This window comes from Anaerostipes faecis (assembly GCF_910574135.1).
Taxonomy (GTDB): domain Bacteria; phylum Bacillota; class Clostridia; order Lachnospirales; family Lachnospiraceae; genus Anaerostipes; species Anaerostipes hominis.
The window spans coordinates 290874-314787 of record NZ_CAJSYK010000001.1 but is presented as its reverse complement, the minus strand read 5'-3'; the positions used below and the strand labels follow the sequence as shown (position 1 = coordinate 314787).

Annotated in this window: 26 protein-coding genes and 1 pseudogene; 19 read left to right on the top strand and 8 right to left on the bottom strand. The window is 42.8% G+C overall.

The features are described from left to right. The first annotated feature begins 334 nt into the window (after window positions 1-334). The 7 genes and pseudogenes from QGT46_RS01610 to QGT46_RS01585 all read left to right on the top strand — a co-directional run bounded on the left by QGT46_RS01610 (window position 335) and on the right by QGT46_RS01585 (window position 4329). Window positions 335-571, top strand: coding sequence for a hypothetical protein (locus tag QGT46_RS01610; protein ID WP_148460056.1), 237 nt, complete (start codon window positions 335-337; stop codon window positions 569-571). A gap of 184 nt (window positions 572-755) precedes the next feature. Further along, on the top strand, window positions 756-1313 hold the full coding sequence (locus QGT46_RS01605) for a hypothetical protein (protein ID WP_024728956.1): 558 nt from the start codon (window positions 756-758) through the stop codon (window positions 1311-1313). A 29-nt stretch (window positions 1314-1342) separates the two neighbouring features. After that, complete coding sequence (locus QGT46_RS01600) at window positions 1343-3061, top strand: isopeptide-forming domain-containing fimbrial protein (RefSeq protein ID WP_148460057.1); 1719 nt, start codon at window positions 1343-1345, stop codon at window positions 3059-3061. A gap of 75 nt (window positions 3062-3136) precedes the next feature. Beyond that, a pseudogene (locus tag QGT46_RS01595) lies at window positions 3137-3316 on the top strand (prealbumin-like fold domain-containing protein); the annotation flags it as partial. Continuing rightward, window positions 3302-3541: a prealbumin-like fold domain-containing protein gene (locus tag QGT46_RS01590; protein ID WP_267898142.1), complete on the top strand. Its 240-nt coding sequence runs from the start codon at window positions 3302-3304 to the stop codon at window positions 3539-3541. The pseudogene QGT46_RS01595 and the gene QGT46_RS01590, both read left to right, overlap by 15 nt. Continuing rightward, window positions 3538-3657 (top strand): LPXTG cell wall anchor domain-containing protein, encoded by a 120-nt coding sequence (locus QGT46_RS17465; protein ID WP_148460059.1) that lies wholly within the window; start codon window positions 3538-3540, stop codon window positions 3655-3657. Before QGT46_RS01590 ends, QGT46_RS17465 begins: the two co-directional genes overlap by 4 nt. A 147-nt stretch (window positions 3658-3804) precedes the next feature. Beyond that, window positions 3805-4329 carry a nucleoside recognition domain-containing protein gene (locus QGT46_RS01585; protein WP_412216375.1) on the top strand — a complete coding sequence of 175 codons (525 nt, stop codon included), beginning with the start codon at window positions 3805-3807 and terminating at the stop codon, window positions 4327-4329. A gap of 36 nt (window positions 4330-4365) precedes the next feature. Here the strand turns inward: QGT46_RS01585 and QGT46_RS01580 are convergent, their stop codons facing one another. Genes QGT46_RS01580 through QGT46_RS01570 form a run of 3 tightly spaced genes read right to left on the bottom strand, consistent with a single transcriptional unit; the run spans window position 4366 to window position 8341 of the window. After that, the gene (locus QGT46_RS01580; RefSeq protein WP_024728952.1) at window positions 4366-4803 is read right to left on the bottom strand and encodes a MarR family winged helix-turn-helix transcriptional regulator; all 438 of its coding nucleotides are present in this window, start codon (window positions 4801-4803) and stop codon (window positions 4366-4368) included. 20 nt (window positions 4804-4823) lie between these two features. After that, on the bottom strand, window positions 4824-6491 hold the full coding sequence (locus QGT46_RS01575) for a phosphoenolpyruvate carboxykinase (ATP) (RefSeq protein ID WP_024728951.1): 1668 nt from the start codon (window positions 6489-6491) through the stop codon (window positions 4824-4826). Window positions 6492-6544: 53 nt separating this feature from the next. Then, window positions 6545-8341, bottom strand: a complete 1797-nt coding sequence (locus QGT46_RS01570; protein WP_233441604.1) for a DUF885 domain-containing protein — start codon at window positions 8339-8341, stop codon at window positions 6545-6547. A 124-nt stretch (window positions 8342-8465) separates the two neighbouring features. On the opposite strand from QGT46_RS01570, the gene metG reads away from it, so the two are divergent. From metG to QGT46_RS01535, 7 genes are all read left to right on the top strand, one after another. Then, a complete protein-coding gene (metG, locus tag QGT46_RS01565; protein ID WP_148460061.1) occupies window positions 8466-10412 on the top strand; it encodes a methionine--tRNA ligase in 1947 nt (648 codons plus the stop codon). 399 nt (window positions 10413-10811) lie between these two features. Beyond that, window positions 10812-11549: a MurR/RpiR family transcriptional regulator gene (locus tag QGT46_RS01560; protein ID WP_006567967.1), complete on the top strand. Its 738-nt coding sequence runs from the start codon at window positions 10812-10814 to the stop codon at window positions 11547-11549. A 498-nt stretch (window positions 11550-12047) separates the two neighbouring features. Next, a complete protein-coding gene (locus QGT46_RS01555) occupies window positions 12048-12479 on the top strand; it encodes a PTS sugar transporter subunit IIA (RefSeq protein ID WP_148460062.1) in 432 nt (143 codons plus the stop codon). Window positions 12480-12490: 11 nt separating this feature from the next. After that, window positions 12491-12967 (top strand): PTS sugar transporter subunit IIB, encoded by a 477-nt coding sequence (locus tag QGT46_RS01550; RefSeq protein WP_148460063.1) that lies wholly within the window; start codon window positions 12491-12493, stop codon window positions 12965-12967. 227 nt (window positions 12968-13194) lie between these two features. Further along, window positions 13195-14013 (top strand): PTS mannose/fructose/sorbose/N-acetylgalactosamine transporter subunit IIC, encoded by an 819-nt coding sequence (locus QGT46_RS01545; protein WP_148460064.1) that lies wholly within the window; start codon window positions 13195-13197, stop codon window positions 14011-14013. A gap of 14 nt (window positions 14014-14027) precedes the next feature. Then, the gene (locus QGT46_RS01540) at window positions 14028-14858 is read left to right on the top strand and encodes a PTS system mannose/fructose/sorbose family transporter subunit IID (protein ID WP_148460065.1); all 831 of its coding nucleotides are present in this window, start codon (window positions 14028-14030) and stop codon (window positions 14856-14858) included. Between the two features lie 16 nt (window positions 14859-14874). Continuing rightward, the gene (locus QGT46_RS01535) at window positions 14875-15921 is read left to right on the top strand and encodes a zinc-dependent alcohol dehydrogenase (protein ID WP_301589250.1); all 1047 of its coding nucleotides are present in this window, start codon (window positions 14875-14877) and stop codon (window positions 15919-15921) included. Between the two features lie 105 nt (window positions 15922-16026). Here the strand turns inward: QGT46_RS01535 and QGT46_RS01530 are convergent, their stop codons facing one another. From QGT46_RS01530 to QGT46_RS01520, 3 genes are read right to left on the bottom strand one after another with little or no spacing between them, the layout of a single operon-like run. Then, window positions 16027-16497: a hypothetical protein gene (locus QGT46_RS01530; RefSeq protein WP_148460066.1), complete on the bottom strand. Its 471-nt coding sequence runs from the start codon at window positions 16495-16497 to the stop codon at window positions 16027-16029. A gap of 16 nt (window positions 16498-16513) precedes the next feature. Next, window positions 16514-16891 carry a DUF6120 family protein gene (locus tag QGT46_RS01525; protein ID WP_301589248.1) on the bottom strand — a complete coding sequence of 126 codons (378 nt, stop codon included), beginning with the start codon at window positions 16889-16891 and terminating at the stop codon, window positions 16514-16516. Between the two features lie 22 nt (window positions 16892-16913). Next, window positions 16914-17243, bottom strand: coding sequence for a PadR family transcriptional regulator (locus QGT46_RS01520; RefSeq protein ID WP_148460067.1), 330 nt, complete (start codon window positions 17241-17243; stop codon window positions 16914-16916). 220 nt (window positions 17244-17463) lie between these two features. On the opposite strand from QGT46_RS01520, the gene QGT46_RS01515 reads away from it, so the two are divergent. Next, window positions 17464-18090: a hypothetical protein gene (locus QGT46_RS01515; protein ID WP_148460068.1), complete on the top strand. Its 627-nt coding sequence runs from the start codon at window positions 17464-17466 to the stop codon at window positions 18088-18090. A gap of 380 nt (window positions 18091-18470) precedes the next feature. Continuing rightward, window positions 18471-19025, top strand: coding sequence for a hypothetical protein (locus QGT46_RS01510; protein ID WP_148460069.1), 555 nt, complete (start codon window positions 18471-18473; stop codon window positions 19023-19025). 222 nt (window positions 19026-19247) lie between these two features. Here the strand turns inward: QGT46_RS01510 and QGT46_RS01505 are convergent, their stop codons facing one another. Together QGT46_RS01505 and QGT46_RS01500 are read right to left on the bottom strand one after the other, a co-directional pair. Next, window positions 19248-19703 carry a DUF805 domain-containing protein gene (locus tag QGT46_RS01505; RefSeq protein WP_301589244.1) on the bottom strand — a complete coding sequence of 152 codons (456 nt, stop codon included), beginning with the start codon at window positions 19701-19703 and terminating at the stop codon, window positions 19248-19250. A gap of 93 nt (window positions 19704-19796) precedes the next feature. Next, window positions 19797-20798 (bottom strand): helix-turn-helix transcriptional regulator, encoded by a 1002-nt coding sequence (locus QGT46_RS01500; RefSeq protein WP_148460071.1) that lies wholly within the window; start codon window positions 20796-20798, stop codon window positions 19797-19799. A gap of 167 nt (window positions 20799-20965) precedes the next feature. Between QGT46_RS01500 and QGT46_RS01495 the strand changes: the two genes are divergently transcribed. The 3 genes from QGT46_RS01495 to QGT46_RS01485 are packed head-to-tail and all read left to right on the top strand — an operon-like array spanning window position 20966 to window position 23908. Then, window positions 20966-21928, top strand: a complete 963-nt coding sequence (locus QGT46_RS01495) for an ABC transporter substrate-binding protein (protein ID WP_301589242.1) — start codon at window positions 20966-20968, stop codon at window positions 21926-21928. Beyond that, the gene (locus tag QGT46_RS01490) at window positions 21921-22904 is read left to right on the top strand and encodes a FecCD family ABC transporter permease (RefSeq protein WP_148460072.1); all 984 of its coding nucleotides are present in this window, start codon (window positions 21921-21923) and stop codon (window positions 22902-22904) included. Before QGT46_RS01495 ends, QGT46_RS01490 begins: the two co-directional genes overlap by 8 nt. Then, window positions 22901-23908, top strand: coding sequence for a FecCD family ABC transporter permease (locus QGT46_RS01485; protein WP_148460073.1), 1008 nt, complete (start codon window positions 22901-22903; stop codon window positions 23906-23908). The genes QGT46_RS01490 and QGT46_RS01485 overlap by 4 nt, the downstream gene beginning before the upstream one ends. Window positions 23909-23914: the final 6 nt, after the last annotated feature.

Below are 23914 nucleotides of genomic sequence, written 5' to 3'. Positions count from 1 at the left end.
AATACTCAAAACATCAAGCTCACCTTCTGTTGATTGTTCTAAATTTAATATTCTCAAACCAATTCGTGTTAAATTTTCAAGGTACAAACAAAATCAGATATTTATTAATGTGTCTTTTGACACCCTAATCTTCATAGGAAAGTTCTACGACCTTCCCTATGAAATAAAAACGCTCCGCGGTTTGTGCACAGATGCGTAAGGAAATTATTTGCCTGCGGCAAATTGCATCTGGCACCCAAAGTTGTCAAGCCCCTCAAAGAGTGAGGGAGGGGTTGGGGTGTTGAAATGGGCTTGCCCACTTTGTTCTTTCAAATAATAAATGGGGGTATTAAAAATGAGCAAAAAGGTAAGAAAAAGTCTTGCAGTCCTTGCGGCTTTTGTGCTGATGTTATCATTTATCGCAGGAAACGATGCGTTCACCAATGTCTATGCACAGGAAGCAGGAACAGAGACTGCATCAGAACAGATTACTTCTACAACAGAGCAAAAGACCGTTACAGAGAGCAATACAGAAAAAAACAGCCGTGAAGTCCGTAAAACAGGCATCAGAGCCTGCAGTGATAAACGGTGATTTCTCCAAATACTTAACTGAATTTGCATTTACAGACCATTTAGGAAATGCGTTCACAGAATCTCATCCTGTCACCAAAGACAGCAATGTGATCATCAGATATGAGTTTAAGATTCCGAACGTGTTCCATTTAGATGGTCTTAGCGGCGTTGCGCAGAAGTTGAATAATTAACAGGCAGGCGCTGTGGAGGAAGTTCCGAACTGGACAGTAAATAACAACGCAACCATCACAATAAAATTTCCGAAAACTTTGACACAGTCTAATATTGAAGGATTTGGACAGGAGTATCGGACCGACTATGAGCCGGAAGTGACAAAGAAAAATCCCGGAGTTACAAAAAAAGGAGCCCTGAACAGAGAAGACCAGACCATCACATGGACGGTCAACGCCACACCGGATAAGGGAGACAACAATCTGGAAGGATACATTCTGACAGATACATTTGACAAGAAACAAGTCTTTGTAAAAGGCTCTATGGAGTTAGACGGAACAAAGACTGCTGACCCTGAGCTCATTGACAATGGATGGAACTATAAGTTCGGAAAGATCAGCAATGGTTCCCACACGATTACTTATAAAACAAAGCTTACAGATGAATTTTTTGAAACCGATTATAAATCCAGCTATGCTAAAGATATGTCTGCCAGTGCAGCCAATGCTGTGACAATTAAGACAGGGGACGGCAAAGGCGAAGCTTCGGCAAATGCTTCTGTACAGGCAGGGAACTTCCTGTCACAGTGACAGATAAGCTTCCGCAAGGAACCTCTCTGATGGAAGCAGAAGGACAGCTGACCGTAAAATACGGCGGAAAAACGGCGGTGAACCTTAAGAAGGCGGCTAGCAGCACACCTGATGTAAATGAATACACATATGATGAAACAACAAGAGAATTTAAAGTAACGCTTGATCCAAAGTTCAATAGTGATTTTGTATATGTAAATTATAAGATCTGGCTGGATACTCAGGCGGCTGTAAAACAAGGAAGTGTAAGAAATACGGCAGTCATGACGGTTGGAAATCACGTAAGCATTTCCGATTATGAGGATTCAAGCTGGGGAATTGGATATCAGGAAGGAAAGCTGGGACTTTCAAAGTCAGGAGCTTTTGCAAGAGTTGGGGATGATAATACCATAAAATGGACAGTCACTGTCAATAACAATCCAACCAAAACAGTGAATGGAGACATTCAATTTAAAGATGTGCTTCCGGAAGGGCTTGAATACATTGCCGGATCTTTTAATGCTAACTATAAGGGCAAGAATGAAAAAAATGTGCAGGTAAACGGAAACGAATTAATTTTTACCATAAAGGATCTTGGAAAAAACAAATGTACGATCACATATACAACCAGGATTAAGGGCGGAGCCCTTCAGTTCACTCAGAATGCAAATGGGAGCTCACCGGCAATTTCTTTTAAAAATCATGTGTATCTCGAATGGGACGGAAACAAACAGGACATTACAGGAACAGGTTCCGTAAATATCCAGACTTTTGTTTCCAAGAAGGGAAGCTATAACAGCAGCAAAGATGAATTCAATTGGACGATCTGGCTCAGGTCAAAAGACGTTTATATCCATAACATGGTTGTCACGGAGAAGCTGCCGGAAGGCCACAGACTCGTAGAGGGAAGCCTCAAATACGGAAAGACAGTTCTTGGAACAGAGAAGAGCGCAGAACAGCCTTACTATGAGGTAAGCGGTAACAATATTATTATTTATTTTCCGGAACAGATGCTTCCGACCGATCAGAATGATCTGACCCTGAGTACCGTTACTGATGAGACAAAGGTTGAGACAAAACCCGAAAAGGTAAGTGCAGTTAATGAAGTCAGCGTACGGGCAGACGAGTTTAAAACGGAGCTGACAGCGAAAGCTGCAGTAAATGTAAACTATACGCCGGACGTAGAAAAGACCACTTCTTATAAAAAAGGAAATTATGTAGAGTGGACCGTAAACGTCAACAAAAACCATGCGGTAATTACAAAACAGAAGGCTGAGATCACAGACCAGCTTCAGTCGGGACTGACTTACAGAGAGGGATCTGTAAAGCTGATTGATGTGACGGCAAACAATAAACTGATTTCCGGAATGGAGACAGATTATGATGATGTTTCAGGCAAGATCGTGTTTACATTCCCGGACGGATTGGATTTAACTCATCAGTTTGAAGTAGTCTTTATCACAGACGTTACATCTGCCACAGGAAATATTAAAAACACAGTTACCTTTGATGCGAGTGCCAAAGAGACCAAGGCAACCAGCGGCAGTGTTCCATTGATCTTAAGCGGAATGAACAGCGGCCTGACAGGTGACAACATTCGTTTTATCTTAAATAAAACAGATGCAGAAGATAATGCTCCGCTGGAAAATGTAGAATTCCAGCTTTATGACCATAACAGAAATGAAGTTGGAAGTGTTTTAAAAACGGATAAAAAGGGACGAATTGCGTTTGATGCCGGGCTGAAATACGGCAACACCTATTATCGATGATTATGTACTGGACGCGGCGGAACACAAATTAGTGATCGGAGAGAAAGAGTCTGACGTAGTTCAGGTTCCGTTCTCCTTAAAAAGGCGAGCAGTGAAGATGCTCAGGCTCTTGAAGGAGCAGAATTCAGCCTTTACAAAGCAGACGGAGAATTAGTGGCTCAGGGGCTTAAGACCGATGCACAGGGGCAGATCAGATTTGATTATCTGGGGCTTGGAACCTATTATTTCCAGGAAACTAAAGTGCCGGAAGGCTACAATCTGGATGCAGCCACAAAGAAAGCGCTGGCGGGAGCTGAGCTTCAGATCATTAAGATTCAGGAAGACGGATCAGAATTAATCGTTGAGGAGTGGACATCAAAAGAAGAGGCACACGTGGTCACAGGAAAGCTTGTACCTGGAGAAGAATATGTTCTAAGGGAGACAGAAGCCCCGTTTGGCTATGAACTTGCAGAAGATGTGAAGCTTCCAGTAAATCAGTGACAGATTCAAGGGTTTCCAGAACCGGAGACAGTTCACATACAGCTGTTTACGCTATAGTGGCTGTGTGCGCGGCAGGTGCCGTTCTGCTGCTTCTCAGGAAAAAACATAGGAAGTAAATAAGAATAATCTAAGGATACCAGTGAAGCACGATTTGTGTCTGGTATCCTTTTCTGTATCATAATGAGTTCTTTCAATATTACTTGTTTTTGGTATATAGGACGAGGATGCATATATATATTATAATATAAAGTAATAAGGCGGGTGTGACTGTGATTGTTTCGCTGTCCGGCATTATTATCCCTTTAATTTTATTCATTATACTCTTGTATGGAATGATCTCAAAAAAGGAAATGTATCAGCCGTTTCTGGAAGGAGTCCAGGATGGATTTAAGGTAGTCATGGAAATTGCCCCTACCCTGATCGCACTGTTTTTAGCTGTGCAGATTTTCAGGACGTCCGGAGCGCTGGAGCTTCTTGTATCTGTATTGAGTCCGGTGGGACAGCTTTTAAAGATTCCTAAGGACGTGCTTCCGGTGATCTTTGCAAAGCTGTTTTCCTCATCGGCAGCTACGGGGTTCCTTTTGGATATTTTTAAGAACTTTGGCCCTGACTCAGCTCAGGGTGTCATGTCATCAATTATTTTAAGTTCCACCGAGACATGTTTTTATACAATGTCTATCTATTTCTCGGCCGTACATATCAAAAAGACCAGATACACCCTGGCAGGTGCCCTTCTGGCAACCTTCGCAGGGGTAATGGCGAGTGTATTTCTCACCGGGATGCATTAAAAAACGGGAGCCGGAAATCATTCCAGCTCCCGTTTTTTAATTGTTTTTCGTCTCATAGTAATCCCGGAAGTATTCCATGATCCGTATCAGAAGGCATTCTTCATCTTCGTCTAAACGGGAAAGTACATCTTCCAGCATCGCGCGGTGAAACTGCCTGTGATGGTCATAGGCTTCCTTCCCTTTGTCAGAAAGCGATATATAGACGATTCTGCGGTCCTGCTCCCCGCGCCTGCGTATCACATAGCCTTTTTTCAAAAGGCTGTTTATGGCGATGGTCAGTGTTCCTACCGTGATGTTCAGGGCTTTTGCGATGGAAGACATATTCTTCGGACTGCCGGTTCCGATCGCGTCGATTATATGCAGTTCTTTGTTGGAAATGTCCTTGAACTCCTCTGTGATGACCGCTTTTTCCTCCTGGTAAGATATTTCATGGAAAAGGTTTACCACAATGTCGTTCAGCTGCTCTTTGGTCACGGTAAGAATTCACCTCACTTTTATTTTACATGGTTGTGCGCTTCGCTGATCACTTTAGCCAGAGCTTCTTTTGCCTCAGTAGGAAGGGCATTGTATCCTCCGTCTTCTGTATCTTTCTCAAAGATGAAATTCAGGCGTTCCGTCATTCTTGCTTTCAGTGTATTGACATAGGTCTCATCGTCGAAATCAGGGACATATCCTTCAACTTCGATCGTTTCCATGTTGCTGAACGGTCCCCAGGGCTTTAACTGGGCGTTGCCCTCCACAACCTGTTCCAATACAGACAATGTAACACCAGGAGTGATATCCTTGCCCATAAAGTCGCCGGTATTTAAGATATAACATTCTACATGGCGGTCCTTTACAAGAGAACGGAACTTGTTGTAATCATCCACAAGAGGATAAGTACGGAACGGGTTTGCATATGGTTCTACGACCAGACGGTTCGGGTCTACTCCAGGTGCCAGGCGTTCTGCGTTGGTACGCTTTGTGGCAAGGGTGGCACCCATGACTGCAGCCAAATGTGAACCGTTGACTTTGATGATTGGCGGAATGGTAGGATCTTTCATAATCCAGAAAATACCGTTAACCGGAGATTCAATCTTGTCTACACGGTTTGGTGACCAGAGTTTAGACTTGATTGCCCGGCCGTTGCCGTTTCGGATGTCTTCAGTGACAAGGACAACATTGCCCTTGTCATCTCTCGTTGCAGAACAGTTCTGTGCCGTGAGGAGATACCTGTTGTCTTCGCACCCGGTGGGGTAGTCGGAGGTCTTGTCAAAATAAGTAGGCTCCATGGCGATGGAAGAACCGGTTTCGGTGTTGATGATAAAGGCATCGTCGTGGAGGACGGTGATATCGTATTTATTATTGTGTACGGCGTGGGTCAGTGTTGATTTTCCTGATCCGGACAGACCAAAGAAAGATGCAACATAGCTGTGGTTCGGACTTAAACGGTATTCCTTCTGTCCGCCGTGGCAGGAAGCATAGCCATTTCTGTTGGCAATCGCCCAGGCGATGGTAAGAGTACCTTTTTTATGTTCTCCAAAATAACGCATTCCAAGCAAAGCTGCGCAGTTGGTCTGGGTGTTGAAGTAAGTAAGTCCGAGCGGATGTTCCGGGTGGCTCCACTGAGGATCGGAGAAAATATAAATATCAGACTCGCTGCCGATGGCACGGGACCTTTTATACATCTTGTTATATTCATCAGACTCATACTGGAAATTAAGCATCCAGGAGTACAGGATATTTTCCTCTCCCTCCGGAATCAGAAGGTGTGCCTTAACCATAAATTCCGGGTCTAAGCCGATGTAGACTTCTGCGTGGTACATGGTCTTTTTGCGTGTATCGTAGATCGCGTCCATCACTTTTAAGTCCAGATCGTTGGTATCCACGTTCGGACTTCCCGCGATCCTTCTGGCTGCCGCACAGCGTCCGGTGACGGAGCCGTCATTGAACAGCAAAACTTTTGTGTCTTTTTTCAGGCCGAACTCTTCTCCGCGGTAGACCGGCATGTCGGTGACAATGGTTCCCGGAGAATTTTTAGCAAGCTCATATGCCTGCTTCAGGTTTACCACCTCAATGACGTTGTTGCCGTAAAATGCGGCCTCAATGATGGAACGGGTCTTTGAAAAACCCGGTTTTCCTTTTCCAATCTCGTCATGGGCGTAGCGTGCTTTTGTTGACATAATCTTTCCTCCTAAACTTATGTGTTTTGCAGGTACAAAGATCGTACCCGGATTTACAGGTTTTCGTCGATGCGCTGTCTGAGTATACGAAAGCTGTTAGGTCCGGCATCTAATATGATTTTATGAAAAACTTTTTCATCATAAGCATTTTCAGATTTCTCTTTATAATAATCTTTTAATTCCATGAACTCCAGATAACCGATATAGTAGCATAAATAATTGGCCGGATTCTGGATGACATAGCGGTAAAGGGCTTTCATGCTGGAGGTACTGATGGTTCCGTACTGCTGCATATATTTGACTGCCTCGTCAACACTCCAGCCTTCATAGTTGACGCCCATATCCACTCTGGCACTCAGAGCCATATTGTACAGATAATTGTCCGGCAAAAGCTTCTTTAAAGGCTCAAGTTCCTGTTTCATATCGAGGTAACTGTAAGAGTCCATCTCCACGTAGGTGGCCCAGCCTTCGTTGTATCCCGGATAATCCAGAATATAACGTATCGGATGTTCCTTTTTGCTGTGGAAATAAGTGGTCTGGTACAGATGCCCGGGATAGCCCTCATGAGCCAGCGTCGGGTACAGGGATTCCTGGCCGGTCTGTGCCTTGTTGACATAAATGACGTTTTTCTTATAGTCATCGATGGCAGGAATCATGTAAAAAGCCGGGCTTGAGTTTTCTTCCAGAGAAGAATGGACATATTTGATGTCACACTCTACTTCGGCGGCAGCAGGATACTTATCTTTTATTTTCTGCTTCAGCTGTGACAGGATCTTCGATGGTTTTTTGCTTGAATATTTATTCAGATCTAAATCTAAAAAAGCATGGTAGATGGAGGGATCTTCTTTTATGATCTCTGTCATCTCTGTCTGAAGGTAAAGAAGGTGTGCTTCGGTGGCCTTGATCATCTGAGGCACGGTCTTGTCAGAGCCGGTTTTATAGGAGGCGAGAGCAGAATAATAGGACTTCCCATTTTTGAAATGGGCATAGCCCTGCTTGTTCTTTCCGTTTCCTTTCAGGTTCTTCAAATCACTGTACAGATTCTCATAGGCCGGAATCACTTCTTCTAAGATCAGGCGGCGGTTTTCCTTCCGGTAATTTCTCTTCTGGTTGGTGCTGAGGTCTGAAACCGAATCAATATTTGTGTTGAACACTTCGATCATATAATTGTGGTCGGTGGCCCTTGTAAAATCATTGATTTGTTTTAAGACGGCATCGGCATCCGCATCTGACATGAAATATCCCCGTTTGACCTGTTCCTTTTCGTAGCGGATGACCGTGTCGAAATAGGAACCGACTTTGGAGAGCAGAGAAAGGTAGGTTTCTACATCTTCCCTGGTTCTTAAAGGGTATTCGCACAAAGTCACGGGAAGCTGGGCCTGGGAGCCGAGAGTAGGGCTTAAAACCGTCTGAAGATAGGGGTAAGGTGCCAGTTTCTGCTGGCGCTTAAAGTAATCCATGAGATAATCATAAGACTGCTTCTGACTCTTGGAGAGTTTTTTGTAGTTGAAACTCTCAAGCCTTTTTAACTCCTTCTTACATTGGGCTTCTGCCTGGTCAAGGTCTTTTAAGTCGATGTTGCCCAGATCGGCCTTTTTGGCTTTGATGCCGTAGTGTTCCGGATGTGCAAGGGTATAATGCAGATTGACCGTATTGGAATTGACGTGTTCCTTGAAAAGCTGGTTCAAATAGGAGTCAAACTTCTGCCGGTCCGATGCTTTGTCTTTGGTGGATTCTGATTCTTTCGCTGTGGAGGGATTCCCGGTGTCCGATCCTTTGGAACAGCCAGTGAATGCCACCATGACAGCCATGGTAAATGCAAGAAACTTACGATATGTATATTTATGCATAAGAATCCTTTCTGAATAGAATCTCTTAGATACTATTATACTATTTTTTAAAGGAAAAAAATAGACTATCTTTGCAAGATGTACTATAATAAAACACAGTATAATGCGAAAATGGAGGAGAAACATGAGCAAGGAACCATATTATATAACAACTGCGATTACTTATACATCTGGCAAGCCTCACATCGGGAATACTTATGAGATTATCTTGGCAGACAGTATTGCCAGATATAAAAGAATGGAAGGCTATGACGTATTTTTTCAGACCGGAACCGACGAGCACGGACAGAAGGTAGAATTAAAAGCCGCTGAGAAGGGTGTGACGCCGAAAGAGTTTGTGGACGACGTGGCAGGGGAGATCAAACGGATCTGGGATCTGATGAATACTTCTTACGATAAGTTTATCCGCACAACGGACGCGGACCACGAAGCTCAGGTACAGAAGATTTTTAAAAAGCTCTATGAACAGGGAGATATTTACAAGGGACACTATGAGGGACTTTACTGTACCCCGTGCGAATCCTTCTTTACAGAAAGCCAGCTGGTGGACGGCAAATGTCCCGACTGCGGACGGGAAGTACAGCCGGCCAAGGAAGAGGCGTATTTCCTGAAACTGAGCAAATATGCGGACAGGCTCATTGACTATATCAACGCTCATCCGGAATTTATCCAGCCGGAGTCCAGAAAAAATGAGATGATGAACAACTTCCTGCTTCCGGGACTTCAGGACCTGTGCGTGTCCAGGACTTCTTTTAAGTGGGGAATCCCGGTAGATTTTGATGAAGGACATGTAGTATATGTATGGCTGGACGCCCTGACCAACTATATAACAGGGATTGGATACGATTGTGACGGAAACAGCACAGATCAGTTTAAAAAGCTCTGGCCTGCTGATCTTCATCTGATCGGAAAAGATATCATCCGGTTCCATACGATTTACTGGCCGATCATCCTGATGGCCCTTGACCTTCCGCTTCCGAAGCAGGTTTTTGGACACCCATGGCTTTTGCAGGGTGATGGAAAGATGAGTAAGTCCAAAGGAAATGTTTTGTATGCAGATGATCTGGCCGAGATGTTCAGTGTGGACGCAGTGCGTTACTTTGTCCTCCACGAGATGCCGTTTGAACACGACGGTGTGATCTCATGGGAGCTGATGGTTGAGCGTATGAACTCTGATCTTGCTAACACCTTAGGCAATCTTGTGAACCGCACCATTTCCATGTCTAACAAATACTTTGACGGAGTCGTGGAAGATAAGGGTGTTGTGGATGAGTTTGACGACCAGCTGAAAGCTGTGGTTACCGGTGCCAGAGATAAGGTCCAGAAAAGGATGGACGTGCTCAAGGTGGCAGATGCCATGACAGAGATTTTTAATGTATTCAAGCGCTGTAATAAGTATATTGATGAAACCATGCCGTGGGTGCTGGCAAAGGACGAGGCAAAGAAAGATCGTCTCGCCACGGTATTATATAACCTGGTGGAAGGTATCTTAACCGGAGCGGCCCTGCTGGAGCCGTATATGCCTGAGACTGTGGAGAAGATCTTAAAACAGCTGAATGCAGAACCCAGAAGGTTTGAGGATCTGACTACATTTGGTCATTATAAAAGCGGTACGAAAGTGACAGAAAAGCCCGAGATCCTTTTTGCGCGGCTTGATGAAGAAGAGGTGCTCAAACAGGCGGAAGAGCTGATGAATAAGCAGGCACAGGCGGCAGCAGGTCCTGTGATCGACATAGAGCCAAAAGAGGAGATCACCTTTGACGAATTTGGTAAGATGCAGTTCCAGGTAGGTGAGATCATTGCCTGCGAGGAAGTCAAAAAATCCAAGAAGCTGCTTTGCTCCCAGGTGCGTGTGGGAAGCGAAGTGAAGCAGATCGTTTCTGGGATCAAGGCCTATTATAAGCCGGAAGAGATGGTCGGCAAAAAAGTCATGGTCTTAGTAAACTTAAAGCCAGCTAAGCTTGCAGGAGTGCTTTCTGAGGGAATGCTGCTCTGTGCAGAAAATGAAAAAGGAGAACTGGCTTTGGTTGTGCCTGAAAAAGATATGCCGGCAGGGGCGGAGATCTGTTAGAGATTAAAAAACATAGAGAACCTTGTGTAGAATTTTTCACAAGGTTCTTTTTGTATTTGTTGATTATTTCCAAAAAATATTGTATCATTTAAGATGAGCAGCTGCTATAGGGTGGATGGCCTTCATTCTACATAGAATGGAGGTGATGGCTATGAAACATTTTGACTTTAAAGATTTAATGTCTTTTGGAATGTTTCTTCTGGCATTACTGACATTCATATATATGATATGTCATTAATTTAGAAAAGCGAAAAACCACCCTTATTACCTGGTCGTTATAAGGTGGTTTTTCGTGTACTTTTATAATGGCCATCCCAGATTGGGACAGCTGCTCTTTACTATATATTTACTATATCACAGACAATCAGTTTTTTCAACGTGAGAAGGGAAATATAGGTTATGATAGTTGAGATTACAGAAGAACTGGAAAGCGGGCTTACAGAAGCCGAACGGCAGGTGATAGAGTATATCAATCAACATGAAGATCAGTTTTTAAAGCTGACGATCACTGAACTCGCCGAAAAGAGTTTCACCTCTCCTCCGACTGTCTCAAGGGCTGTCAGGAAGTGTGGTTATAACGGTCTCTCGGAGCTGCGCTATAAACTTTCTGCAAAGATAGAAGATATGGTGGAGGGAGAGATTGTCAACGAAATTTTTCAGAAGTCTGTCACAGAGTGCATGAAAACCATCGAAATACTGAAAGCGGAGACGATCCTCAAGGTAGTACGTTTTATTAAGACGGCGCGGAAGATTTATATCATTGCAAGAGGTTCTACCGCATGGATTGCCAAAGATGTGGAACTGCAGCTTCAGCTGCTTGGGTATAATGCATATATGCTGTCAGATTCAGAGGTTATGAAAAAGTCGGATAAACTGTTCAGGCAGGGTGACCTGATCATTATTTTTTCTATAAAGAACAGTACGCCGGAGCTGCTGTTGACTGCCCAGAATGCGAAGAAGGTAGGTGCAAATGTGGTGACCTGCTGCTGCCTGCCAAAGACAGATTTAGAAGATTATTCAGACTTGTCTGTCCTGGGATATAACCAGAGAAACAAGACCATCGAGGACTTTGATATCGTATCCAGGCTTCCATTGCAGATCATTGCAAGAACGCTGATTGATTACTTGAATCTTTGAGGATGGACTAAAATGACTGTTGACAATAATTACTAAAAAGGGTATCATAAAAGCAGTAAGAAAATAGAAGTATGTCCACTGTGACAGAAAAACCCCCGGAGAGGACTGGTCTCCGGGGGTTTTTATTAACTGTCTTTTCTTCTATGATCCAGCCATTTATGGATGTAGTAATTCACTATAGATGATATGACTGACATAAGAAAACGAAGTATGTATTCCACTGTGCCACCTCCTTTCAGCTGGAAAGAATCGACAGCAATTTCATTATATATTTTATTTTTTGATATGTATATATAAATTGTAAAAAAAGTAAATAAATAGATAACAAAAAAGAGTGTGAAAAGGGAAATCCTGGGTTTCTACACTCTTTTTTTATGCAAAAACATTCATTTCTCCTATATTTCAACTGATATACATCAGCAGAGCCAGCCTTAACAAGAAAACATTTTCAGTCCTGCCCTGTTATGATGGATTTATAAAAGAAAAGGAGGAACGGCAATGGTTGGAATTTTGATTGCAACCCATGGAGGATTCGCGGAAGGACTGTTAAATGCGGTGGAACTGATCGCTGGAGAACAAAACCAGGTGAAGACCATCGGACTGTATCATGGTGACGGAATCGATGAGCTTGAACAAAAAATCAGGACGGCAGTAAAAGAACTGGACGATGGTGACGGAGTACTGGGATTTGTGGATATCTTAGGTGGTAGTCCATCCAATATGGTGATGAAATGTATGGCGGACACAAAGAATTTTAAAGCAATCGCAGGCGTCAGCATGGGAATGGTGGTACAGGCTGTGATGATGAGAGATCAATGCGGCTTAGATGAGCTGGCTGACCTATGTGAGGAAGCAGGAAACCAGCCTGTAGTGCTGCTGCATAAGAAGTATGAAGAGATGCTTGAAGATACAGAGATGGATGAGATCTAGGAGGGAAAAAGATGCAGGGAATAGTTTTGACAAGGATTGATGACAGACTGATACATGGACAGGTGATGACTTCATGGCTGAACTTTACAAGTGCCAACAAGATCATGGTCATTGATGACCAGTCAGCGGCTGATCCATTTATGAAAACTGTTTTAAAAAATGCAGTGCCGGGGAATGTGGGACTGGGAGTGTTTACAGCCCAGAAAGCTGCCGAAAGGTTAAAGAAGGGCTTCAAACCTGAGGATAAGGTCATTATCTTAGTAAAATATCCGAGGACCATATTAAGCCTTATGGAGCAGGGTATCGCTTTTGACCATTTGAATATCGGAGGTATGGGAGCAGGCAAGGGAAGAGAAAAATTTTATAAAAACATATCCGCTTCCGAAGAAGAAAAAGTTATCCTAAAAAAAATCATAGACAGCGGCTGCCAGACAGAAATCCAGATCATAGCGGAAGATGCAAAAGTAGATGTGGCAAGATTACTATGAGTTATTTACCACTATTTCCGTCGCGCTTTTGAAATGCGCTCCTCCAATAGTGGTAAATAACTTTCGTGGAGAAGCCCCTTTTGACTCACATCAACCTACATTTTATATGCCTTTTAATTAGTGCAATTCAAAAGAACAACAGGCGCCGTTCTACGATAGTTTTTCATAGATGGAGACAGTGATAAATAACTTCTATATATTTTTTAGAAAAGAAAGGTGGATTTATTATGAGTATTTCAGTTGTTCAGGCAATTCTCATTGGAATTGTATATTATCTGGGAATCAACGGAACCCCTTGGCTTACCCTTCTGGGAAGTACGATTATTCAGAAGCCTCTGGTTTCCGGTGTCCTGGTAGGTTTTATCCTTGGAGATCCAGTCCAGGGAGCTATCATCGGAGCGGCGATACAGCTTCCGTTTATCGCCTATATCTCAGCCGGGGGAGCGCCTCCTACAGATCCAGGGCTTGCAGGCACTATGGGAACTGCATTAGCTATGGCAGCCGGCGTTAAACCTACAGCGTCCATTGCTCTGGCAGTTCCGATCGGGCTTTTGGGAACCATCATCTGGGTGATTCATATGACAGTGGATGTATTTTTTGTACATATGATTGATAAGGCAGCAGAAGAGGGCAATATGAAAAAGGCCAAATTCCTTCATATTGTACCGCCGCAGGTTTTTGCCTTTGTGATCGGATGTATTCCGGTAGCCCTGGGCTGTTACTTTGGATCCGACGTGGTGACAAACATTATAAATGCACTGAGCGGAAGGCCTCTCCAGGCACTGGAGGTTATCGGCGGACTGCTGCCGGCCATCGGTATTGCCATGAACTTGAGAGCTATCAGTAAGCCGGGGATTCTCCTGTGGTATGTGCTTGGCTTCATCATTGCCGTTTACTTGAATCTGGATACTATGCCGATCGCGATCATTGCGGGTATTGTAGCTTATATTTACACTGGTGTGGTAGCACTCGCAGAGGAGAAACAGACGGCCATAGCAGCTGGAGCAAGCGGCTTTGATGATGATTTCGATGATGACTTTGAGTAGAGGAGGAAACTTAAATGGCAGAGGATAAGAAAATTCACTTAAGTAAAAAAGATGTGTTGAAAGCATTTTGGAAATGGACATTCTTTTCACATTCAAATTATAACTATGAACGTCTGCAGGCCAGCGGTGTTCTCCAGTCTATGTCCCATCTTCCGGAAAAATTATATCCGGGGAACCAGGAGGAGCAGCAAAAATTTATGGAGCGCCATATGGCATTTTATAATACAGAGCCCCATTTTGGAGGGATCATCAACGGTATGGTCGTGGCAATGGAAGAAGAGCGGGCCAACGGTGCCGATATCACAGACGATGCCATCAACAGTGTAAAAACAGGTCTCATGGGGCCTATGGCAGGAATAGGGGATACCCTGTGGCAGGGAACTCTGCAGCCCATTCTTCTGGCCGTGGGTATCAGCATTGCCTCAGGGGGAAATGTCATGGGTGCGGGAGCATTTGCAGCTTTAATGGCAGGTATCATGCTGCCCATCGCATACTTTATGTACATGAGAGGCTATAAAACAGGGAAGAGCGGAGTTGAGGCGATTCTCGGCGGGGGCAAAATGAAACAGCTGATCGCGGCTGCTTCCATTATGGGCGCTACTGTGCTTGGATCCCTGACGGCGAACTATGTGTCGGCAGAGTCTCATATGAAGATCAAGGTAGGAGCGACCAAACTGGCTCTCCAGGCGGATGTTCTGGATAAATTGCTGAAAGGTATGATTCCGCTGGGAATCACCTTGCTTACCCTATATTTATTAAAGAATAAGAAAATGAAATCCACTTATGTCATGCTGATTCTGGTCATTATCGGCGCAGTATTCGGATTGACAGGAATTTTAGGATAGAACAGGAGGGGCTATTTTGAACGGCAAAATGAAAACAGCAGTATTTACAGATATCAAACAAGTTGTAATTGAGGAATGTGATAAGCCATACCCGTCAGGAAATAAAGTCCTGATCAAGGTAGATGCTGCAGCCATCTGTACATGGGAGCAACGGGTTTACACAGGGGTGAATAAAGTGGAATTTCCATTTATCGGAGGACATGAGATCGCAGGCCATATCGAAGCGACGGGAGATGAAGTGAATCAGGATGAGTGGAGTGTCGGTGATCAGGTCGTGGTAGGAGTGACACTTCCGTGCAGAAACTGTTATTATTGCAAAACCGGAAATGAGCAGAGCTGTGAGCATTTTGACCACAGTGCTCATCTGCCGGGGCTTCCTTACAGAGGTATGGGAGGATTCAGTGAGTATCTTCTGGTTTCCCCGGACTGTATGTTTAAGTACAGCAATGCAGCACCCGAGGAAGCGTGCATCATAGAGCCGGTGTCCTGTGTGGTACACAGTGTAGAGACAGCCCAGGTCAGTCTTGGAGATACGGTGCTGGTCATTGGCTGCGGCATTATGGGACTGCTGCACACAGCCATTTGTACGAAAAGGGGAGCCAAGGTCATTGTATCTGATGTAAATGAAGAAAGGCTTGAGATGGCCAAGTCACTTGGGGCTAAAGCTGTCATAAATCCGGCAAAGGAAGACCTGAAACAGAAAGTAGAGGAGCTCACAGGGGGAATCAAGGCCCAGGTGGTCTTTGATACGACACCGATACCGTCAGTGGTAGAAGATACCTTCCAGTGTGTCAGCAATGCGGGAAAGATTGTCCTTTACAGTTCCATACATCCGGCAGAGCCGGTTCCGTTTGATCCCAACTGGGTTCACGGAAAGTCTGTCCAGATTCTTGGAACGGCTAACTCCAATGACAGAGACTTTATGAGAGCGGCCCAGATGGTATCCGGGGGAGTGATCGACTTAAAACCTTTTATCAGCGGAGTGTATCCGGCAGAAAATATAAAAGATGCATTGGAATCTGCGATAAAAGGGGATAAATTCCGCAATATTATCACATTCTAATTACATACGGTAACACCTGATTGTTTTTCTCCACAGAAAAACAGATGTTAAAAGGAGACAGCGATTGCCCTCGCTGTCTCCTAAATTTTTGCGTTTATAAAAGAGTTATGATAGTTTACCGCTTTTATTGCAGGTGAGTTTAACGGTTCTAGTGACTGACTGTATATATTTTCCATCAAGATACTTTTTAGCAGTTGCGGAGGCGGTTGCTGTTGCACCAGATTTGTTTGATGACGAGTTTGCTATTTTCCAATGGCTGTTCGGGCAAGATGTAGAGACAGAGGAACTTAAACAGCTGGAGCCTTTACCATTATAACTAAAATAACCTTTTACAGTAACAGACCAGATTGTTTTGCCAGTACTACTTTTATAAGTATTTGTTTTGTGTCCTGATTTTTTTTGAGTGGCTGAACGAAAAGAAATACCAGAATTTTCATAAACAGTTGATTCAATATAGCTTCCATCTTCAAATGTTTCTATAACAGTAGTTTCTGACCTTTCATTTGCAGGAACTGTTATATTGTATGAAAACAAAAAAATTAAAGTTAACAAAAATATCCTAAATTTTTTCATCATTAAGTTCTCCTCTCATTTAATTCTCATCTTCTTCTATCGTTGTTTCTTCATGAATTATAATTGTATCTTTTGCATCAAGATATGCCTGATAAATTATATATGAACGATATGAAAAGAAAGAAACAATCATAATGACTAAAACAATAAGAAAAATGCGTAGATTTTTTACTAAATTTGTTTTAGTCAATAAATAATCATCATCTACACTGTCATAATATCCTAATACAATTTCTTTTGGAGAACCAAACTGCTCCATCAATTCATCATAAGTTAGATCAGGGTAATCAATCATATACTCATTTATTCGGTCTCCCAGGCGTTTTAGAAATTGCCGTTCGTATTTTCCGTAAACCGGAAATAAACGTCTGCAGTTTTTCATGTATTTTCGCAACATTATTGACCCCTCCTCCATATTGTTACTCTCGGTATCTGGGACCGAGTATGCGTTGAATTGCATCCGTCATCTGGTAATAGTCTTTGATTAATTGTCGTAAATGCTCCTTTCCACTTGACTCCAAATGATAGTAAACTCTTGTCTGGCGTTTTCCGACTAACTCTTTGTAATCCGAAATGAAGCCCTGATCCAAAAGTTTATACAAAATTGGATACATAGTTCCGTCTGCAATTTTGATATGTTCTTGAGAACGCTCCTTGATAGACTGCGTTAATTGATATCCATAACAGTCCCCTTCTTCTAGAATTTTCAATAGTAGCATCTCAATCTTATATAGGTTGCGATTGGCCATATCGTAACCCTCCCTCCATTAGTGATTGATATATTTATTTTAACAGGATGATATAGTTATAACAATACCTATATGATATAAGTAATTGTTGACACAATACATTTTAAAGTATAAAATATAAGTATAAAAATGAGTCTGGCAAGAAAATTGAAGGGGGATGAAAAAGTCAAAAAAGTACTGGGTAACAATAGACAATGGGCAATCTTAGGAGGGTAGAACAATGAAAAAAATAGAAAGAATTTTTAGCGCTGTTATGATAGCTTGTTTGGTATTTGTCACAGGAAGCAGTATAGTTGCAGCTAATTCAGAAGATGAGAAAAAAGAAGAGTATTATCAAGAATACGATCAAATTTGTAAAGAAATAAATAAGACAACAAATCAAAATATTTCTTTATTACCTAGAAAAGACATTAATAATGAAGACTTGGTGGAGCCATCCGTATTTAAGGAAACAGTATCAGATATAACTAAGGCTGAGTATCAAGACATTGTTGCTTCAGGAAATATTTTAAAGGCATCTTCAGTATTAAATGGAAAGTTTACTAAAACGAAATCTTGTTCAGTGAAGGTAAACAGTACTAAATCTATTACAATTAACTGTAAATTAACAGGAACATACTATTATGATAAATCGATGAAAAGGTGTTATTTTGGTAAAATTAATAATCCCACATTTACAGTCTCAGGGGGGAGTTGGAAAAACCGGGGATATACAAAAAGTTTGATTGATGGCAGTAGGACTGCTTATATTGAGTTAAAAGGTAAAGCCGTGGTGGGAAGTAACTATACCAAGAATTTTAGTAGAGCTATAGAATTCCATTGTACAGAAGAAGGAAAAATAAAGTAACAGAAATTTGTTTGATTAGGCAAGAAGAGTTGAAATGTTCTTCTTGCTTTTTCTAAGAAAAGAAAGATTCTTTTCTCAAGGATCTGAATGGAATGGAAGTATCAGTTGAGGCTGTTGGGTGTTCTTGTTCCATGAATGTATCTGCAAAAAAGAAAGGAATTGTTAAAGGTTATTAAAGTGGATGGAAAAGTGAAGGTAAGCTAAAGACTTATACTATATTTACGGCAAAGCCTAAAAGAAGAGTATATAAAACTACAGATGTTAATGCAACTGTGTACAAATCAAACTCGCTGGACATCTACACGACAATGAGTGAGAAGAAACTGTAATAACGCTAATTGTTATTGTAAAAAATCTTTAAAGTTAGAAAAGGGGATATTATGAAAAAGTTTATCTGTTTTATATGTCTTGCAGTATTATGTATTACCGCCAGCAGTTGCACTCAAAAGGAAAAAGAGACATCAGACAAAAATTCTTATGAAACGTTTCAGAAAGATTATCAAAACATAGCGGATAATTTTCAGCTTCAGGGGTTTAAGAAAACAGGAGATGGGGAAATAAATAATTCTTGTGTTGCCTTTCCGGAGAACAGCTATTTTAGTGAAAAAAAAGACATGGTTGACGAAGATATTATGAAGCCTGTAAAGAAAAATTTGTTTTATATTAATAAGGAAAAACAAATAATGGTTTATGTTACACATCTTTACCTGAAAAAATCAATGGGAAAAAATTTAATTACAGTAGATGTTCCAGCAGAAGAATACAAAGCTAAATCTGGCATCAGATTACCGTATTTTCAAGAGTATTTCTTTTCATATCATAATACTCTTGTAAGTTTTAAAACAATGTATGTAGGAGAAATTCAAAAAAAGGATGTAAACTTAAATGATATTTCTGATCAGGCATTTCAGGAATACGTAAAATTATTAAAATAGAATTTTTGACAAAAGTAATAACGATGTCTATGAGGAAGATATCCAGCAGTTTAGAAGTGAAGAGAAAAGTAATACTGGTAGTATTTTGACGAAATAGGCATAAGAAAAAATAATGTTTAAATACAATTATATTTCTTCGGAAAATGGAGCTGACCATCGAATGTGTCAGCTCCATTTGAATATATCTGAAAGGAAAAATATTTTTGCTATTGTATGTTAGCTTTAGTCCTCATCCGGCATACCGTAACGGTTAGCTCCCTGCACCCCTTGTTTTACAAATAGGATAATAAAATAAATTGCAACAATCAGGGCCAGAAGTCCGAATACAATGGTTGCAAGTCCAAACCCGCCGGAAGCAGCTTCCGCATTCATCAGCAAGGATGCGGTTGTCAAGGTTAAGCTGACCATAAATAAAATGATCGGTATATATGCAAGCAAAACCAACCAACCTGAACGGTCTACGTCATGCAGACGGCGTACATTCAATGACAGTCCGGGGATAAAAGTGATCAGTGACCACAGCGAGTTAACAGCGTTTGTATCTAACATCCTTGCAAGAAAACCGACAATGATTGATACAATAAGCTGTCCCAGGATAGCCCACCAGAAATTAGAACGGGATGTCCTTCCTTTAAAATCGAAATAGCGTTTCCAATACGCTTTATAAGCGTTTATCATAGTTAAATCCTCCTCTTTTTTCTTTTGTGTAATAAATGATGAAATTTTCCATTCCTGAAATATTATAGACATAAATCTCATTAATTTCAAGTTCTATTGGGACCGGCGGTATTCCAGAGGGCTTACACCATAATAACTTTTAAACTTCTTAGAAAAGTTTCCGCTGTACCGGTAGCCTGTTCTTTTTGCAATCTCACTGACAGAAAGATCTGTGGCAGAGAGAAGGCCGGCCGCCATTGCCATTCTCAGGCTGCTGGTATATTCCCCGATGGTCATATGATAATGCTTCGCAAAACCAGCCTTCAGCTTTTGCTGGTTTAAAAACACCTTCTTGCTCAGTTCTTCAATGGTAGGAGGATGAACTGCCTGCTCCGTCAAAATATCGTGGGCCTTCTGAATGGCCTGTATATCTGAGGCCGTAAGCCTGAAGCTGCGTTTTTTTCCAATTTGTATCAAACCGAATTCAAGCTGGTGCTGAAACATATTATCCTTAGGCTTTTTGACTTCCTCTGTCAGAAGTGCAAGACATTCCAGGATCTTGCTCTCCAGAAAAAGAGGAGACAGACGGCCGGAGACAGACAGGCTGTTGAGCTGGTGGATAACGGAAATGACAGTATGGGGCAGATAGCGGTAAGTATGATTTTGTTTAAAGTCACTCAGGGAAAGGGAATCAGGGAAAGTCACGGAAACAATCTCGTCCAAAAAGGCTTTGTGGACGGTTATCTCTGTCCCGTGAAAATGCTGCCCCTGATGCCAGGCCTGTTTTCCTTTCAGATTTTTTTCTGCCACAAAAAAAGAAGAGGGAGTAAAGGATGATACCTGTTGATTTTTCAGCTGGAACTTTGTACTTCCCTTATATACGGTTCCAAATCTCAAAAGAGATTCCGGATTGTCAAACTGGATCTGAAAATCCTTAGGTATCGTATAATCTGCGATTCCAAGCTCATAATAACCAGGACGGGAATAAAATAAAAAATACCCGCTTTCCGGTGCAGATACATTTTGATATAAAGTACAGTGTTCCTGGAAGGACGGCTGAAATGAAAGCTGGTACAGCACTTCCTCCCGGAAAGCTTTACTGGAGGTTATGGTCATTTCATGGATTCCTTTCTGAGTTATTTTATTGAGTGTCAGATTTATTCAAATGGATGAATAAAATAAAAATCAATTGAAAAGCGGGTCGGGGTTAGGTACAATACGTTGCGAAGTCGTTAGGTAAAACTAACTAAGGATAGTATACAGGAAGAAAGGGTAAAAGTACAATGAGAACGCAAAAATTAAAGTTCATTACAGTCATTTTAGTTCTGGCAGCCCTGGCAGCATTGCTGGCGGGATGCTCAGGAAAAGAAGATCAGACAGATAAAAAAGAGGATTCGAAAACCATCACTGTGACAGATGCCAAAGGAAAGGTTGAAATACCTGCAGATCCAAAGAGAATCGTTGATATCAGCGGAAACAGTGATATCCTCTCTATCCTCGGTTATTCTGTAGTCGGAACCGCCAACTCAGATGCGTATGACTATACAAAGTTTCCGTCTTATTTAGAAAAGAAGCTATCCGGGGCTGAGATCCTGGGCTACAGTATGCAGGACAAAATGGACGTTGAGAAGATTCTTGCGTTAAAGCCTGACCTGATTATTATTTCCTCAGTACAGGAAAAAATGTATCAGCAGCTTTCCAAAGCGGCTCCTACAGTAATGCTGAAGCTGGCTCAGACAGACTGGAAAGAAGATGTGCTCAAGGTAGCCGATATCATGCAGAAAAAAGAGAAAGCCGAAGCATGGCTTGCAGACTATAAGAAAAAGGCCCGGGAAAAGGGAAAAGAAATCAAAAAATCCTACGGAAAGAATAAAAGCTACCTTTCCATCCTTGCCAGTGGAGGCCAGATCTTTGTGTATGACAAGGCCGGGATAGGAAGTATTTTATATGAAGATATGGGATTAAAAAGACCGAAAGGACTGCCGGAGCAGAAGGATATCAGCCTTCCGGTAGTATCATATGAAGGGCTGGCGTCCATTGAGGCAGATTATATTCTTGCCATAGGAACCAAAGATGATATGGCAGCTTTAAAGAAAAACTCTGTATGGAAAGAGCTTCCCGCAGTGAAGCAGGGACATGTGGCAGAGCTTCCCGCAAGCCCTTACTTTAACCAGGGATACAGTTCCATCGGGCGTCTCTCACTTTTGGATGAATTGAACAGTTTGATGGAGAAGATGAATGAGTAAAAGGGTTTCTGTGTTTGCCGCAGTTTCCGTTATCCTATTGATAACTGGAGTGCTGCTGGGTGTTTCCCTTGGAGCAAAGAGGCTGCCGTTCGAAACGGTGGCCTCGGCGCTCTTTAAAGGCGGGGATTCACTGGATATAAAATTGATCAGGGAAGTCAGGCTGCCGAGGGCCATTGCCGCTGTTTTGACAGGAGGGATGCTTGCCAGTGCGGGCGCTGTGATGCAGGGGGTGACCAGGAATCCCCTGGCCGAGCCGTCCATCATGGGAATGACGCAGGGAGCCTCCCTGGCTGTGGCAGCTGCAAGTGTAATACCGGCAGTATCCGGCCTTTTCGGTTTGACAGCATCGGCCCTCATAGGTGCTTTTCTCGGCGGGATTCTTGTGCTTGGATTTTGCCTGCGAACGACAAATTTAAGTGTCTCAAGGCTTCTGCTGGCGGGGACAGCCCTGGGAACCTTTTTTCTATCGTTATCCTCCCTGATCGGGATTCTGGGAAACCGTTCCCAGGAGCTGGCGTTTTGGGTGGCGGGAGGATTTAAATCCATCACTTGGGGGCATGTGGGATTGTTAATTATTGCAGGAGGGATTTCTCTGATTCTGTTTTTCTTTCTGGCAGGCAGCATCAACATACTGAGCCTTGGAGATGAGGTAGCCACAGGACTGGGTGTCCGTCCCGAAAGGATCAGGCTTTGGTCGATTCTTCTGTTGATCCCGGTTTGTGCCGTCTGTGTGGCCAGCGCAGGAAATATTGCCTTTGTTGGATTGGTCATTCCCCATATGATAAGAAAGATATTCGACAATGACTACAGAAGAATGATACCGCTGTCTTTCTTAGGCGGAAGTGTGTTGATGGTATGGGCAGACCTTGCCGCGCGTCTGGCAAACCAGCCATATGAGACTCCGGTAGGGCTGTTTACTTCCATATTAGGTGTGCCAGTATTTTTGTGGCTGATCAGAAAGGAGCAAAGCAGATGAAAAAAAGGCAGCGTACAGCAGTGGCCCTGGTGGTGTTCTTGTTTCTGGCTGTGTTTGTGGGAGCCTTAATGTATGGAAGCTATTCCATGACGGCAAAAGACGTTGTAATGACCCTTCTCGGCAAGGGGGACGGCATGCAGAATATCGCTGTACTTGATCTGCGGCTCCCAAGAGCATTGACGGCGGTTCTAACCGGAGCTGCATTATCTGTCTCAGGCTGTATTTTGCAGAGTGTCACCAAAAATGATCTTGCAGAGCCCGGGATCATCGGTATCAATGCTGGCGCGGCGCTTGCGGTGGTACTTTTGATCTCTGTGCAGAGCACCAGTTATTATACGGCGCTGGGCTTTGGCACTGTTCTGCTCATGCCCATAGCGGCAGCGGCGGGAGCATTTATAAGCTTTCTGTGTATTTATCTTCTGGCCAGGGATAACGGGAGTGTGAGGCCTGTAAAAATGATATTGGCAGGTATTGGTGTCAACACAGGGGTCAATGCCCTGATCACTCTTTATCAGCTTAACATGTCAAAAGGAGACTATAATCAGGCTCTGGCATGGATTGGCGGTAGCCTGTGGGGCAGCAGCTGGATGTATGTTGCCATGACTGCGCCCATTATTATTGTGCTGATCCTTATTGTCTTTTACAAAAACAGAACGCTGGATGTGATGGATCTGGGAGATGAGCTGGCTATGGGATTAGGGGTTCAAGTGGAGAGGGAAAGAAAGGTTTTCCTTGTTCTCGCAGTCTGTCTGGCTGCCTGTGCCACTTCTGTGGCCGGGAATATCGCGTTTGCCGGACTGATCGGACCGCATCTGGCAAAACGTCTCGTGGGACCTGTGCACAAAAGACAGATTCCTGCGGCAGCATGTTTAAGCAGTATTTTAGTTTTGGGAGCGGATACACTTGCGAGGAATCTGTTTTCACCTCTGGAAATACCAGCGGGCATCATGATCTCCCTGATCGGAGTGCCGTATTTTGTTTATCTCCTGATGAAAGAAAGGTAAGGGTGT